The organism is Actinomadura gamaensis, assembly GCF_042652125.1.
GTDB lineage: Bacteria > Actinomycetota > Actinomycetes > Streptosporangiales > Streptosporangiaceae > Spirillospora > Spirillospora gamaensis.
In genome coordinates this window covers 462,917-477,516 of sequence record NZ_JBHSIT010000008.1, presented here as the reverse complement: position 1 = coordinate 477,516, position 14,600 = coordinate 462,917, and the positions used below count along the sequence as shown (strand labels likewise).

At 72.7% G+C, this 14,600-nt stretch carries 10 protein-coding genes; 9 read left to right on the top strand and 1 reads right to left on the bottom strand.

The features are described 5' to 3' along the window. Nucleotides 1-37 precede the first annotated feature (37 nt). The 9 genes from ACFPCY_RS27930 to ACFPCY_RS27890 all read left to right on the top strand — a co-directional run bounded on the left by ACFPCY_RS27930 (nucleotide 38) and on the right by ACFPCY_RS27890 (nucleotide 12,482). The gene (locus tag ACFPCY_RS27930) at nucleotides 38-2,371 is read left to right on the top strand and encodes a protein kinase domain-containing protein (RefSeq protein WP_378259812.1); all 2,334 of its coding nucleotides are present in this window, start codon (nucleotides 38-40) and stop codon (nucleotides 2,369-2,371) included. Beyond that, a complete protein-coding gene (locus tag ACFPCY_RS27925) occupies nucleotides 2,368-3,510 on the top strand; it encodes a response regulator receiver protein (protein WP_378259811.1) in 1,143 nt (380 codons plus the stop codon). Before ACFPCY_RS27930 ends, ACFPCY_RS27925 begins: the two co-directional genes overlap by 4 nt. A 73-nt stretch (nucleotides 3,511-3,583) precedes the next feature. Further along, nucleotides 3,584-5,458: an AAA family ATPase gene (locus ACFPCY_RS27920; protein ID WP_378259810.1), complete on the top strand. Its 1,875-nt coding sequence runs from the start codon at nucleotides 3,584-3,586 to the stop codon at nucleotides 5,456-5,458. 133 nt (nucleotides 5,459-5,591) lie between these two features. Further along, entirely contained in the window at nucleotides 5,592-6,302 is a 711-nt protein-coding gene (locus ACFPCY_RS27915; protein ID WP_378259809.1) for a 4Fe-4S single cluster domain-containing protein, read from the top strand. Next, nucleotides 6,290-7,615: an FHA domain-containing protein gene (locus tag ACFPCY_RS27910; RefSeq protein ID WP_378259808.1), complete on the top strand. Its 1,326-nt coding sequence runs from the start codon at nucleotides 6,290-6,292 to the stop codon at nucleotides 7,613-7,615. Before ACFPCY_RS27915 ends, ACFPCY_RS27910 begins: the two co-directional genes overlap by 13 nt. A gap of 230 nt (nucleotides 7,616-7,845) precedes the next feature. After that, nucleotides 7,846-8,583, top strand: coding sequence for a hypothetical protein (locus tag ACFPCY_RS27905; protein ID WP_378259807.1), 738 nt, complete (start codon nucleotides 7,846-7,848; stop codon nucleotides 8,581-8,583). A 135-nt stretch (nucleotides 8,584-8,718) separates the two neighbouring features. Next, the gene (locus tag ACFPCY_RS27900; RefSeq protein WP_378259806.1) at nucleotides 8,719-9,462 is read left to right on the top strand and encodes a hypothetical protein; all 744 of its coding nucleotides are present in this window, start codon (nucleotides 8,719-8,721) and stop codon (nucleotides 9,460-9,462) included. Between the two features lie 11 nt (nucleotides 9,463-9,473). Next, nucleotides 9,474-10,205 (top strand): hypothetical protein, encoded by a 732-nt coding sequence (locus ACFPCY_RS27895; protein ID WP_378259805.1) that lies wholly within the window; start codon nucleotides 9,474-9,476, stop codon nucleotides 10,203-10,205. A gap of 192 nt (nucleotides 10,206-10,397) precedes the next feature. Continuing rightward, nucleotides 10,398-12,482, top strand: coding sequence for a PIG-L family deacetylase (locus ACFPCY_RS27890; protein WP_378259804.1), 2,085 nt, complete (start codon nucleotides 10,398-10,400; stop codon nucleotides 12,480-12,482). Between the two features lie 111 nt (nucleotides 12,483-12,593). Here the strand turns inward: ACFPCY_RS27890 and typA are convergent, their stop codons facing one another. Next, complete coding sequence (gene typA, locus ACFPCY_RS27885; RefSeq protein WP_378259803.1) at nucleotides 12,594-14,450, bottom strand: translational GTPase TypA; 1,857 nt, start codon at nucleotides 14,448-14,450, stop codon at nucleotides 12,594-12,596. Nucleotides 14,451-14,600 lie beyond the last annotated feature (150 nt).

The following is a 14,600-nucleotide window of genomic DNA, read 5'->3' as shown; positions in this document are numbered from 1 at the left end:
GGACGTGCCGGAGCCGCGGGGTGGCGGGGTGCCGTTGGTGCGGTTGCCGGAGGAGCTGGGTGAGCGGTTCGCGGTGGTCGCGGAGCTGCCGGTGCAGGGGGCGGAGTCGGATCTGCTGCTCGTGCGGGACGGCGGCGGGCGCGAGCTGGTGATGAAGGTGTTCCGGCGCGGGTACCACGCGGACCGGGACGTCTGGGCGAAGCTGCCGTCGCTGGGGTCGCCGCACGTGGTGCGGATCCTGGAGACCGGGAGCGCGGGTGGACGCGACTACGAGGTCTCCGAGTACGCGGAGCACGGGAACCTGCGCACGCTCATGGACGGGCCGCTCGACGCCGGGACGGTCGGCGAGGTGGTGGGGCAGCTCGCTGAGGGGATCAAGGCCCTGCACGACGCGGGGATCGTGCACCGGGACCTGAAGCCGGAGAACATCCTGGTCACGGCGCGGGAGCCGGTGGCGACGGCGATCACCGACTTCGGGCTGAGCCGGGTGCTGGAGCAGAGCGTCGTGTTCGCGTCGTCGTCGCGGACGCTGGCGTACGCGGCGCCCGAGTCGCTGTCGGGGCAGGTGTCGCCCGCGCGGGACTGGTGGTCGCTCGGGATGATCGTCCGGGAGATGGCGACCGGCCGGCCGCCGTTCCTCGGGTTGAGCGAGACGGCCGTCGTGGATCATCTGGCGACGCGTCCGATGCCGGTGGACGACGTGGCGGACCCGAGGTTGCGGCTGCTGGTGCGCGGCCTGCTGACCCGCGATCCGCGCCGACGGTGGTCGTATGCGCAGGTCAGCGCGTGGCTCGGCGGTGAGTCGCCCGAAGTCGTGGAGGATGCGGCCGCCGCGTCGGGGGCAGTGCCCGGCGGGCCGGGGGCGGCGCCCGGCGGGGCGGGGTTGCCGTTCGACGGGCGGCGCTTCACCGACCGGCGGGAGCTGGCACGGGCGCTGGTCGAGCGCTGGGACCGGGCGGCGGTCTACCTGTTCGGGCGCGGCGAGTCCGGGGAGGCATGGCGGGCGCTGCGGGACTGGCTCGCGGAGATTCCCGACGACAGCCGCATCGAGCTGGTCGACCGGTACCTGACCTCGCCCGATCTGACGGCGGACGCCAAGCTGCTGCATCTGGTGCGCTGGCTCGATCCGGATTTGCCGCCGCACTACCTCGGACGGCGCGTCCTGCCGGAGGATCTTCCCGGCCTGGCCGCGCTGGCGAGCGAACCCGGACATCCCGACCACCGGACGGCCTGCCTGCTCGGAAAATCCCTCTGGGACGAGCGGCTCCTGGGCGTCCTCGCCGGGTTCGAGGGCGCGCACGAGCTGGCGCGCGTCGACGACCAGTGGCGGCGGCATGTGGCGGCCTGGAACGAGCTGGGACGCTGGCTGCGCTCGCAGGACGCCCTGCCGCTGTCGGCGAAGGCGCGGCTGCCGGAGACGGGCGCGGCCGAGACGCCGGTCGCGGGGCAGGTGCCGCCGGACGAGCCGCCCGTCGTGCTGCTGACGCTGCTCGCGCTGGCGGCGCGTCCGGCGGAGACGGCGAGCGCGTTGAAGCGGGCGGTGGCGCGGCGGTACGGCGAGGACGTGCCGTGGTTCGCGTGGCTCGTGGACGGCGCCGCCGACGATGATCCGCTGCGCCTGCTGGCGGTCGTCCGGACGCAGCCGGAGGCCGCCGCCGAGGCGCAGGCGCGGCTGCGGGACCGGCGGACCGAGGAGATCAGGGCCGAGGAGATCCGCCGCCACTGGGACGAGCGGGAGCGGCTCCGCCTGGAGAAGCGGGACGCGAGCGTCCGGCGCGCGGTCGGCTGGTCGCTGCCGATCCTGGCGTTCTGGCTGGCCGGAAGCTGGGTGATCGCTCAACTTTCCGGAGGCGGCACGAAGCTCGGGCCGTCCGGCTGGTTCGTGATGCTGGGCGTCGTGGCCGTCCTCGCGTGGGCGGTGCAGTGCGCCGCCGAGGTGTTCGTCGCGCGCGCGCAGGGAGGCGAGTACCTGCCGCATGGCCCGTGGGCCCTGCTTTCCCGCGCGCTCTCGGCGAGCGGACGCGGCATGAACAAGGTCGGGCAGGTCATGCGCGGCACGCCCGGCAAGCGGAGTTTCGTCCCGTTCGCTCTCGTCTTCGGCGTCATGTTCGCCCTGCTGCTGATCGCCCTCGCCGCGGCGACCCCCGCCGGCGGGCTGCTGTGGATGCTCGTCATGCCCGCCGCGGCCGTCGCGCACGCGGTGGCCGCCGGCATCCGCCTGCACCGCTGGCGGACCGCCCGCGCCCCGGCGGACCCCACCCGCGGCCCCGCAGACCCCACAAGCGGCCCCGCAGACCCCACAAGCGGCCCGGCGGACCCCGCCGGCGGCCCGGAAACGCACGGACCCCTCTTCGACGGAAGGACACCATGAGCAGCGGCGTCGAGGCCGACATCGTCCTGGACGCGGCGGTCGTCCTCACCCTGGGGATGAACCGCGCGCTCGGCCGCGCGTCCGGCCTGGCGGGACGCGGCGCGCAGGCGCTCGCCGAACGCGCCGCCGGACGGGCCGAGGCGCGCGGGCGCCGCCTCGCCGAGGTCCGCGATCTCGAACGCGCGCTGCGCGAGGTCGTGGAGCGCAACGCCCGCATCCGGGCGCTCGCCGAGCTGGGCGCGGACGACCTGCCCGCCCCGCTCGTCCCCGGCGAGGACGACGCCGCCGCCGACCTGACCGCCTGGTGCGCCGAGACCGACGCGAAGCTGGACGCGGCGGAGACCGCCCTGTCCCGGAAGATCGCCGCCGAGCTCGGCACCCGGATCTTCACCGCCGAATCCCTCACCACCGACACGACGACGCGCACCCCGGACAACGGCCCTGCCAGGACGACCGAAACCGCGTCTACCGCGCAACCGGAGCTCGACGAGGCGCTGGGACGGGTGCTCGCGCGGTTGCTGCCCGATGCGACCGACGAGGACCGCCGGAGCGTCGTCGAGGCGGCGCGGCTCCTGGCCGAAACCGGCGGCTCGCAGGACGCCGAGACCGTCCTGACCGAGGTCCGCTTGCGCGTGCAGGCAGCAAACGAGAACGCGCGGAGCCGCCGGGAGCAGGTGCGGCAGGAGCGGGAGCGGCAGGACGCGCTGGAGCAGGCGGAGGCCGAACGGCAGTACGTGCTGTCGCAGGTGACCCGGGCGTTCGAGGATCTCGGCTACGAGGTCCAGCAGAGCTTCGAGACGCTCACGGCCGACAACGGCTCGCTCGTGCTGTCCAAGGGCGACTGGCCCGACCACAGCGTCCGGATGCGGCTCGACGGCGACGCGAAGCTGCGCGCGAAGATGATCCGCGAGACGCCCGTCCTGGACGAGAACGACCGGCGCGTGGACGTCGAGCGCGAGCAGGAGTGGTGCGACGCGTTCGAGCAGGCCAGGGAGCGGCTGGAGGACGCGGGGATCGGCTCGGACGTGACCTGGCGGCTCGCCCCGGGCGTCGAGCGGCTGCCCGTCCGGGCCGAGGCGCGGCACACTGGGACGCGGGCGGCCCGGGCCAGGGCGCGCGAGCGCCGGCCCGGACAATAGGCGCCCGCGCCCGCCTCCGACCCCCGACCCGCACGACCCGCACGACCCCGCACGACTACCGGAAGAAGTGAGCGTGAGTATCGAGTCCCCCACCCTGGGCGGGCGGCTGCCCGGATGGCCGCCGTTCATCCGCGAGCTGGACGCGACGCTGGCGGTGCACTCCCAGTACGTCCTGTCGGGGAACCTGTACGACAGTTTCCTCGCACCGGGAGACGGCACGACCGCGACGCGGCTGCTGCCGCTGCGCGACCTGCTGTGGGAGTCGCTGCGGTCCAGCGGCTACTCGTTCATGGTCGTCTACGACGCCGTGGACGGCGTCCAGGTGCATCCGGCGACGGCGGCGGACGAGGCGCAACGCCTGCTCGGGAAGGTCAAGCCGGACGACAAGCCGTCCCTGGAGGCGCTGACGCGGCTGCTGGCCGCGGTCGCGCGCCCCGCCGAGGACGTCCGGGCGGCGTTCCTGATCGACTCGGCGTCCCGGATCGCGCGCACGCCGACCGACCTGGAGCCCGCCGAGCGCGACTTCTTCCGGTTCTGCGCCCGGCTGTCGCGGACGGCCCGTCCGGTGCGGGTGCCGGGCCAGCGGCCGAAGCCCCTGTACAACCCCGTCGTCTGGCTCGTGGACCGGCCCGGCGACCTGCCGCCGTGGCTAACCGCCGAGAACGAGAACGTGCGCGAGATCACCATCCCGCGCCCGCACCTCGGCGACCGGCAGGAGACCGCGCGGCTGCTGGCACGCGCGTTCGGGGTGTCGGACGTCGGCGCGGACGAGGTCGCGGCGCGCGCGTGCGACGCGTTCGCCGAGCAGGCCGACGGCCTGACCCTCCAGTCGATGATCGAGGTGACCCGGCTGGCGAAGGAGCGCAACGTCTCGCTGGCCGACCTGCCGGACGCGGTGCGCACCTACAAGCTCGGCGTGCTCGACAACCCGTGGAGCCGCGGCCACCTGCGCCGCCGCGTCCTGGAGGGCGAGCGGAAGGTGCCGGAGCGGGTGATCGGCCAGCCGCAGGCGGTGACCAAGACGCTGGACATCCTCAAACGCGCGGTCCTCGGGCTGTCCGGCGCGCAGGCGACGCGGTCCGGGTCGCGGCCGCGCGGCGTGCTGTTCTTCGCCGGGCCGACCGGCGTCGGCAAGACCGAGCTGGCGAAGGCGATCACCGAGCTGGTGTTCGGGGACGAGTCGGCCTACCTGCGCTTCGACATGAGCGAGTTCTCCGGCGAGGGCTCCGGCGACCGGCTGATCGGGGCGCCGCCCGGCTACGTCGGGCACGAGGCGGGCGGCGAGCTGACCAACGCCGTCCGGGAGGACCCGTTCCGGGTGATCCTGTTCGACGAGATCGAGAAGGCGCACCCGCGGATCCTGGACAAGTTCCTGCAGATCCTGGAGGACGGCCGGCTCACCGACGGGCGCGGCAACACCGTCCACTTCTCCGAGGCGATCCTGGTGTTCACCTCGAACCTCGGCATGTTCGTCCCGGCGCACGACGCCGGCGGCGGCCCGACGACGCGGGTCCGCAACGTGATGCCGGGCATGCCGTACGAGGACGTCGAGCAGCGGATCAAGGGCGCCGTCGCCGACCACTTCACCGAGGTGCTGAACCGGCCGGAGCTGCTCAACCGGTTCGGCGACAACATCGTGGTGTTCGACTTCATCGGCGCGGAGGCCGCGGACCGGATCTTCGACCTGCAGTTCGCGAACATCTGCCGCCGGGTGACCGAGGAGCACCGGCTCGTCCTGACGATGAAGGGCGAGGCGCTCGGGACGCTGCGCGAGTGGTGCACCGCCGAGCTGGACAAGGGCGGACGCGGCATCGGCATGGCGCTGGAGTCGTTCTTCGTCAACCCCCTCGCCCGCGCGCTGTTCGACCGCGAGCTCACCGCGGACGAGAAGGTCACCGTGACCGGCATCCGGCGCGAGGGCAGCATCGTCCACCTGGACCTGGCGTGAGGGCGCCGGCGCGGGGGAACCCACACGAGGTGGCCGCCGCGGGGAACCCACACGAGGTGGCCGGCGTGGGGAACCGACATGAGGTGGCCGGCACGGGGAGCCGGCGCGAACGGGCCGGCGTGAGGGGGCGGGTGTGACCGATCTCCTGCTCGCCAAGGCGCACTACCCCGTGACGACGCTCGGCCCGGGGACGAGGGCCGGCATCTGGACGCAGGGCTGCACGCTGCACTGCCAAGGCTGCCTGTCCCGCGACACCTGGGACGCCGACCCCGCCAAGGCCGTCCCGGTGGACGCCGTCCTGGGCTGGCTGCGGTCGCTGCCCGCCCCGCTGGACGGCATCACCATCTCCGGCGGTGAACCGTTCCAGCAGCCGGAGGCCGTGCTGGAGCTGGTCTCCGGGGTGCGCGCCTGGCAGGCCGAGCTCGGCCATGAGAGCATTCCGTTGGACATTCTCGTCTACAGCGGATATGTCTACACACGGCTCTCGCGCTCCCTCGCGGCCCGCGAGATCCTGAACAGGTGCGACGCCGTCATCACGGGGCCGTACGTCGACCGGCTCAACCCGGAGGGGCGACACTCCCCCGGAGGGTCCCTACTCTGGAGGGGGTCGGCCAACCAACGTGTCGTGCCGCTGTCCGGGCTCGGACGGCGGCGCTACGCGGCGGCGGCCGGCGAGGAATCGAACCGGGACGACACGCCCCGCATGCAGGTGTCCGTGGACGAGGGGCCGGAGGGAAGGCGGGTGTACTACATCGGGATCCCGCGACGAGGTGACCTCGATCACCTCACATCGACGCTGGAACAGGCCGGAGTGCGCGCGGGGGATGTGTCATGGAGACCATGAACTGCCCATACTGCAATGAACCGGTGCAGCCGGGAGATCTGCTCTGCCTGAGCTGCGGCGCGAACCTGGCCCGCCCGGGCGCGCAGCAGCCGCCGCAGCACCAGCAGCAGCACCCCGGCGGCCAGGGCTACGGCGACCAGGCCCCGCCCCGCACCCCCCCGCCGCCCGCGCCCGGCCAGCCCGGCCCGCACGGCGGCGGTCAGCACGGCGGTGGACAGCACGGCGGCGGGCAGCACGGCGCACCCCCGCCGTACGGCCAGCAGGGCGGTTACGGCCAGCCTCCGCAGCCGGGCGGGCAGCCGCCGTACCAGCAGGGCGGCCAGCCGGACTACGGCCAGCAGCCCGACTACGGGCAGCCGCCGCGCCAGCAGCAGCCGCCGCAGTCGTCGGACCCGTGGGGCCCTCCGCAGCAGTCGTCCGACCCGTGGGGTCCCCCGCAGCAGCAGGGCGGCTTCGGCCAGCCTCCGCAGCAGCACGGCGGCGGCCCCGGTGGCGGCGGCCAGCACGACTACGGCCAGCCTCCCGCGCCGCAGCACGGCGGACAGCCGGATTACGGACGCGGCGGACAACCCGACTACGGACAGCCACAGCACGGCGGCCAACCCGATTACGGGCAGGCCCCCGCGCCGCAGCACGGCGGACAGCCCGACTACGGACGCGGCGGACAACCCGACTACGGACAGCCACAGCACGGCGGGCAGCCCGACTACGGGCAGCCTCCGGCGCCGCAGCAGCAGGACCCGTGGGGCTCTCCCCCGCCGCCGGCGCCGCAGGACCCGTGGGGCGCGCCGCAGCCCGGCTACGGCCCTCCCGGAGGCCCCGGCGGACCGGGTGGCCCGCCGCTGCCCCCGCACGGCCGCGAGCAGACGCTCCTCCCGTCCGACGCCCACGGCGGTCGCCGTCCCGACAACACGGCGATGATGTGCCCGTACTGCGAGGCGGTGCTGACCAACCCGTCCGCCGCGCAGTGCGACTCGTGCCTGCGCCCGCTGCCGGGCAAGGGCGCGCCGACGCTGCGGGTGCAGTTCCCGACCGGCGAGCTGAAGGTCGCCATCGGGCAGAGCCTGGTGCTCGGCCGGGACGCGGGCCAGTCCCCCGTCGCGGCGACGTTCACCCCCTACGACAACGTCTCGCGGCGGCACTCGACGGTCTGGCTCGACCAGCAGGGCACCGCCTGGGTCCGCGACGAGGGCTCGACGAACGGCACCTTCATCAACGGCGAGCGCCTGCCCCCGCGGGTGGACGCCCCGCTCCGCGACGGCGACCAGCTCCGCCTCGCCGCCGACGTGGCGGGCACCGTGTCCCTCAACTGATCACCCGCGAGGGCGCTCGAACACGGCGCCCTCACCGCAGAACGCTCAACGCGCGACGGCGGCCCGGCTCGTTCCCGGGCCGCCGTCGCGATTTCATGCCCGTCCCCGGTCAACCCGCGCACAGCCCGCGGCGTCCTTGATCTGGATCTTCACGCCGCCCCCGTACGGACCGCTTCCGGCGCGGACGCGGCCGGAGTTCCGGTAGCCGTCGTCCGAAGAAAGCGATGTCCATGCGCAAGTCCCTGCTCCTCGCGAGCGCCGCCGCCGTCGCGGCCTCCCTCACGCTCGCCCCCGCGACCGCGAACGCCGCCGCCACCGCGCAGACCGCGGCGAAAGCGCCGACGAAGATCACGTTCAAGGCGTCCACGACGTCCTCGGCTCAGCTCACCGTCACGGGCAGGCTCACCGCGACCGGGGCGCCCGTGCCCGCCGGGCTGCCGCTGACCCTCCAGTGCCTGGCCGTGGTCAAGGGCATCCCCTGGTTCACGATCGCGCCGCGCAAGGGCGTGAAGGCCCCGGTGACCCGCGCGGGCGGGGCGTTCACCTTCAAGGGAACGACCGGATGCGCCCACGGCCAGTTCCGCGTGCGCTTCGCGGGTGACGCGCGGCTCGCGCCCGCGACCAGCGCCTCCGTTCGCGACACCCGGATCAACGCGATGGTCACGGGGTGGAAGGTCAGCCCGCTGAAGGTCCGCAAGGGCGGCTACGTCTCCTTCAGCGGCACGCTCAAGCAGGACCCCACGCCCGGCAGGTACGTCGCGTTCAAGGGCCAGCGCGTCTACCTGATCGTCAGGTACAAGGGCGACCGCGAGTGGACGTGGTTCGCGCGTCCCAAGACGGACGCCAAGGGTCACTTCACCGCACGTTGGCGCCTCTACAAGAACGCGTCGTTCGCCTACGTCTACTACGGCGACAAGACCCACTACTACGACTCGCCCCTGAAGGCGACGTACGTCTCCGTCCGGTAAGCGCCCGCGGGCGCTCGGTAGGGACCGTTCCAACGTTGCGCTTTCGTGATCTATCATCGGCCAACCGGGCTGTGACCTGCGGCGTCCTGTTTACGCGTCCGGCTCGGACGTACTCGGACACCGGAAATGAGATCGATGCGCATCGCCCCCCTGGCGCTGGGCGCGGCGACGGTCACGGCCCTCACCGTGGCCGTCCCGGCCGCCGCCCACGCCGCCCCCTCCCCCCTGCCCACCAAGATCACCGGACTGAAGGTCGCCACCCGCGCGACCGGGCAGCTGAGCCTGTCCGGCCGGCTGACCACCAAGACCGGCGGTCCCGTGGGCGCCGGACGCAAGCTGGTCGTCGAGACCGCCGACGACACCCACCGGCACTGGCGCGCCCTCCCGAAGGCGCTGGTCACGAAGGCGGACGGCACGTTCGCCACCGACCCGCGCCACACCGGCGCGCGCTACCGGCACGGCTACTACCGCGTCCGCTTCGCGGGCGGGCCGGCCTTCGCCGCGACGGTCTCCGGCGAGGTCCGCGACCGCCGGATCTCGACCCGCGTCGCCGGTTGGAACGTCTCCACGACCCATCCGCGCCGCGGTTCGTCGTTCACTGTGCGCGGCTACCTCCAGGAGAAGCCCGGCTCGTCCTGGAAGGGGCTGAAGGGCCGCCGAGTCTCGGTGGAGTACTGCCTCAAGGGCCGCGACTGCCTGAACGACATGTCGGCCTGGCACGCGTTCAGCGACGACAAGTCCGGCTCGAAGGGCTTCTTCCAGACCCGCGTCCAGGTCGGCGCGAAGGCCAAGCCGATCTATGTCGGCTACACCTTCTACGGCGACTCGACCCATTACGTCACGTGGCTGGTCAAGCCGGTCCTCGTGTCCCCTCGATGAAAGTGATGCCCATGCGCAAGTCCCTGCTCCTCGCGAGCACGGCCGCCGTCGCGGCCTCCCTGGTGGCCGCCCCGGCGGCCGCGAACGCCGCGGCGCCCGCCGCGCCGAAGACCCCCACCAAGGTCACGTTCGGCATGTCCACCACGTGGGACGCCAAGCTGAAGATCTGGGGCAAGGTCGCGGCGACCGACGGCACGACCGTCCCGGCCGGGAAGTGGCTGGTCGCGGAGTGCTACTCCTACCAGCTGCACAAGTGGCTGACGGTGAAGCCCGGCAAGGGCCAGAAGCCGCTGATCACCACGGCGGGCGGCTCGTTCGCCAGCGACCTGACGGTCTACTGCTCGCATGGCAACTACCGGGTGCGCTTCCCCGGCGACCCGACGCTCGCGCCGTCCACCAGCCCGACGGTCATGGACAAGCGCATCAACGCGCTGACCTACGGCTGGAAGGTGACGCCGCGCAAGGTCCGCAAGAACGGCTACGTGTACTTCAGCGGGACGCTCAAGCACGACCCGAAGGCGGGCCACTACGTTCCGTTCAAGGGCCAGCAGGTCTACCTGTACGTGAAGTTCAAGGGCGAGAAGAAGTGGTACTGGTTCGCCCGTCCGAAGACGGACTCGAAGGGCCGCTTCAGCGCGCGCTTCCGCATTCCGCGCGACGCTTACTTCAGCTACGAGTACTTCGGCGACAAGACCCACTACTACGACTCGCCGGTCAAGACGACGTTCGTGGATGTTCGATAGGACGCGTTCCGTAGCGGCATAATGGCGGTCCGGAGTTTCCGGGCCGCCGTTGTCTTTTCGTGACCTGAGAGGCGCAACCTTACGGACGAATCGTGCATCCTCCAATATGCATGTTTGTGGCAATTTCATAGCTCGGCGTCACGCGAACGGCACGGTCCGTTCCGGCGAGCCGCTGGACGGCCGGGAGGTCGGTTGAAACGGGGGATCCTTGCGGTCGAGGCGATCCTCGCCCTGGGTGCGCTCGGCGTGATGTCGTCCCTGCTGGCGGCGTACCCGGACGGCCACGGAACCAGCACCGGCGCGCACGGGAAGGTGGCGCACCGGGCGGGCGACGCGCTCGCGGACGGCGTCCGGCCGACGACCACGCCGGGGACGCTCTCGGCCGAGCCCGCGGGCGGGACGGGCGGACGGTGGTCCGCGCCCGGCGGACGCTACATGCAGGTCGTCGCCCACGAGGACGACGACTCCCTGTTCCTCTACCCGGACATGATCCGCTCCGCTGCCGTCGACACGACCACGGTGTACCTCACGAGCGGCGAGGCGAACGGACGCCGGTACAAGAACCGGTGCGTCTACGGGATGCACCGCGAGGACGGCGCACGCGCCGCCTGGGCGCGCAACGCGAAGATGCCGAACCAGTGGACGCGCACGCCGCTGCGCCTCCCCGGCGGCCAGGTCGTCGAGCTGGACACGCTGAACGGGACGTCCAACATCCGGCTCGTCTTCTTCAAGCTGCACGAGGCCGGTGACAAGCCGGCGATGCAGCACACCTCGTCGCTGGAGGAGCTCCAGCACGGGGTCGGCGCGGCGACGACGCTCGGCTCCGAGCACACCGACGGGACGGGCTGCGACCCCCGCTACGTCCGGCAGCGGTACACCAAGCAGCAGCTCGAGAACGCGCTGACCTGGCTGATGCAGCGGTTCGGCCCGACCGTCGTGATGGCGCAGGACCCGAAGTCCCCGCCGGTCCAGGGCCGGTTCACGCACATCGTGGCGGCGATGGGCGACCACACCGACCACCGGGGCGCGGGCCGCCTGGTCGCCGAGGCCGCCGCGCGCTACACCGGCCCGCAGCGGAACGGGAACGTTCTCGTCCGCTACTACCGCGACTACAACGTGCGGACCTCGCCGCCGAACCTCGGGCCGATCGGCCCAGTGAAGAAGCAGCTCTTCCTGACCTACCTCGGCGTGAACGGCGTGAACGACCCGGGGCCGAGCCCGAACAACCCGACCTTCTACAACCTGTTCTACTCGCGCCAGTACACCCGCTGGACGAACGGAACCAACTGGGCCGTGCTGGACGGCGCCAAGCGGCTGAACGCGTTCGGCGTCCTGGACGGCCGGGTCGCGCAGTGGCAGCAGGCGCGGCCGGGCGGCCCCTGGACCGGTCCGCGGTTCGGGCCCGGCGCCCCCGGCGGCGGCCTCGCGCCGTACGTGACGGCCGTCCGGGACGCCCGCGGCATGATCCACCTGTTCGCGCTGCGGCTCTCCGACGACGCGATCGTGACCGCGGCGCAGACGGCGTCCGGCGGCTGGACGGCGTGGTGGTCGCTCGGCAACCCCGATCCCGACGCGGGCATCACGGTCGGCTCGCCCGCCGTCGCGGTGTCGGCGAACGGCGACATGACCGTGGCGGTCCGGAACCTGGACGGCGGCGTGAGCGTCAAGGAGCGGCGCGGCGGCGCCTGGGCCGAGGACTGGACCCCCCTCGCCGCCAAGGGCGTCCGGGACGGCGTCGCGGCCGTCGCCGACGCGTCCGGCCGGGTGGAGGTCTTCGCGCCGACCGACACGGGCGTCGCGCGCTGGCGGCGGCAGCAGCCGGGCGAGCCGTTCGTCCGGGTGCCCGGCGGCGTCGGCGGGCCGCCCGCCGGGCCGATCACGGCGGCCGTGGACGCGACCGGCGCGGCGCGGATCTTCTACCCCGCCGCCGGGGCCGCCTCGACCGTCACCCAGTCGGACGACGGCCAGCGCCCGGACCCGCTGTACGGCCCGATGACGTTCGAGGGCACGGCCGCCGCGGGCAGCGGGCAGCGGACCGTCCTCGCGGCCCGCACGACCGACGGCGCGCTCGCCCTGGGCGTCCAGAACGCCCCGTACGGCCCGTACGCGTGGTCCACGCACCGGGCCGACGTCATGGGGTCCCCCGCCCTCGCCTACGACGCGGACGGCCGTCTGGTCGTCCTGGCGTTCGGCGGCGACGCGCACCTCTACACCATGCGCGCGACGGCCGCGTCCACGGCGACGTCCTTCACCGACTGGACCCGCGCCGGGAACTGACTCCCTGGAACGTGAGAACGGCCCCTGCCGCTTGAGGCAGAACGAGGAACGGCCCCCGCTTTTCCAGCGGGGGCCGTTCCTCGTTCCGTTCTGCGTTCCGTCCGAGGAGCGTCAGCCGGCGTTGCGCTTGGCGCGGGCGCGCATCCGCTCCCGCTCCTTGGCGTCCAGGACGATCTTGCGGATCCGGACGAACCCGGGCGTGACCTCGACGCACTCGTCGTCGCGGATGAACTCCAGGCTCTCCTCCAGGGTGAGGAGCCGCGGCGGGGTCAGCGTCTCGGTCGTCTCGGCCGTGGAGGAGCGGACGTTGGTCTTCTGCTTCTCCTTGGTGATGTTGACGTCCATGTCGTCGGCGCGCGAGTTCTCGCCGACGATCATGCCCTCGTACACCTCGGTGGTCGGGCCGACGAAGAAGGTGCCGCGCTCCTGGAGGTTCAGGATGGCGTAGGCCGTCGCGGCGCCCGCGCGGTCGGAGGTGAGCGACCCGGTCGGGCGGGTGCGCAGCTCGCCGAACCAGGGCTCGTAGCCCTCGAACACGTGGTGCGCCATGCCGGTGCCGCGGGTCTCGGTCATGAACTCGGTGCGGAAGCCGATCAGGCCGCGCGCCGGGACCAGGAACTCCATCCGGATCCAGCCGGTGCCGTGGTTGGTCATGTGCTCCATGCGGCCCTTGCGGACGGCCATGAGCTGGGTGACCGCGCCGAGGTGCTCCTCGGGGATGTCGACGGTGAGCCGCTCGACCGGCTCGTGCTTCTTGCCGTCGATCTCCTTGGCGACCACCTGCGGCTTGCCGACGGTCAGCTCGTAGCCCTCGCGGCGCATGTTCTCGACCAGGATGGCGAGGGCCAGCTCGCCGCGGCCCTGCACCTCCCAGGCGTCCGGACGCTCGGTCGGCAGCACGCGCAGCGACACGTTGCCGACCAGCTCGCGGTCGAGGCGGTCCTTGACCAGGCGGGCGGTGACCTTGGTGCCCTTCTCGCGGCCCGCGAGCGGCGAGGTGTTGGTGCCGATGGTCATCGAGATCGCGGGCTCGTCCACGGTGATCAGCGGCAGCGGGCGCGGGTCCTCGGCGTCGGCGATGGTGTCGCCGATCATGATGTCCGGGATGCCGGCGATCGCGATGATGTCGCCCGGGCCGGCCTCGTCGGCGGGCTTGCGGGTGAGCGCCTCGGTCATCATCAGCTCAGTGATCTTGACCTTCTCGACGCTGCCGTCGTGCCGGCACCAGGCGACCTGCTGGCCCTTCTTGATCACGCCGTTGTGCACGCGGCACAGCGCGATCCGGCCGAGGTAGCTGGAGGCGTCCAGGTTGGTGACGTGCGCCTGGAGCGGGGCGTCCGGGTCGTAGGACGGCGCCGGGATGGTCTCCTTGATGACCGTGAACAGCGGCTCCAGGTCCTCGCTGTCGGGCAGCTCGCCGTCGCCGGGCTTGTTCAGCGACGCGCGGCCCGCCCGGCCGGACGCGTAGACGATCGGGAACTCGATCTGGTCCTCTTCGGCGTCGAGGTCCATGAACAGCTCGTAGGTCTCGTCCACGACCTCGTCGATGCGGGCGTCCGGACGGTCGGTCTTGTTCACGACCAGGATCACCGGGAGCCGCGCCTCCAGGGCCTTGCGCAGCACGAACCGGGTCTGCGGCAGGGGGCCCTCGCTGGCGTCCACCAGCAGGACGACGCCGTCGACCATGGACAGCCCGCGCTCGACCTCGCCGCCGAAGTCGGCGTGGCCGGGGGTGTCGATGATGTTGATCGTCATCCCGGCGTGCCGCACCGCGGTGTTCTTCGCCAGGATCGTGATGCCCTTCTCACGCTCCAGGTCGTTGGAGTCCATGACGCGGTCGTCCACGTCCTGGTTCTCGCGGAACGCGCCGGACTGCCAGAGCATGGCGTCGACCAGCGTGGTCTTGCCGTGGTCGACGTGGGCGACGATGGCGACGTTCCGGAGGTCGTCGCGCGTGGAGAAGGGCATGCGGTTTCGCCTTGGGTGAGAGTTCGGGATCGGCCGCAGACGTGCGACCAGCCCAGTCTACTCGGCCGTTCGGCGATCCCGTCCGTCCGGCGGAAGGCCATCGGGTGAAGGCCCCGGTCCAGCCGGGCGCACGGACCTCCGTCCATCCCG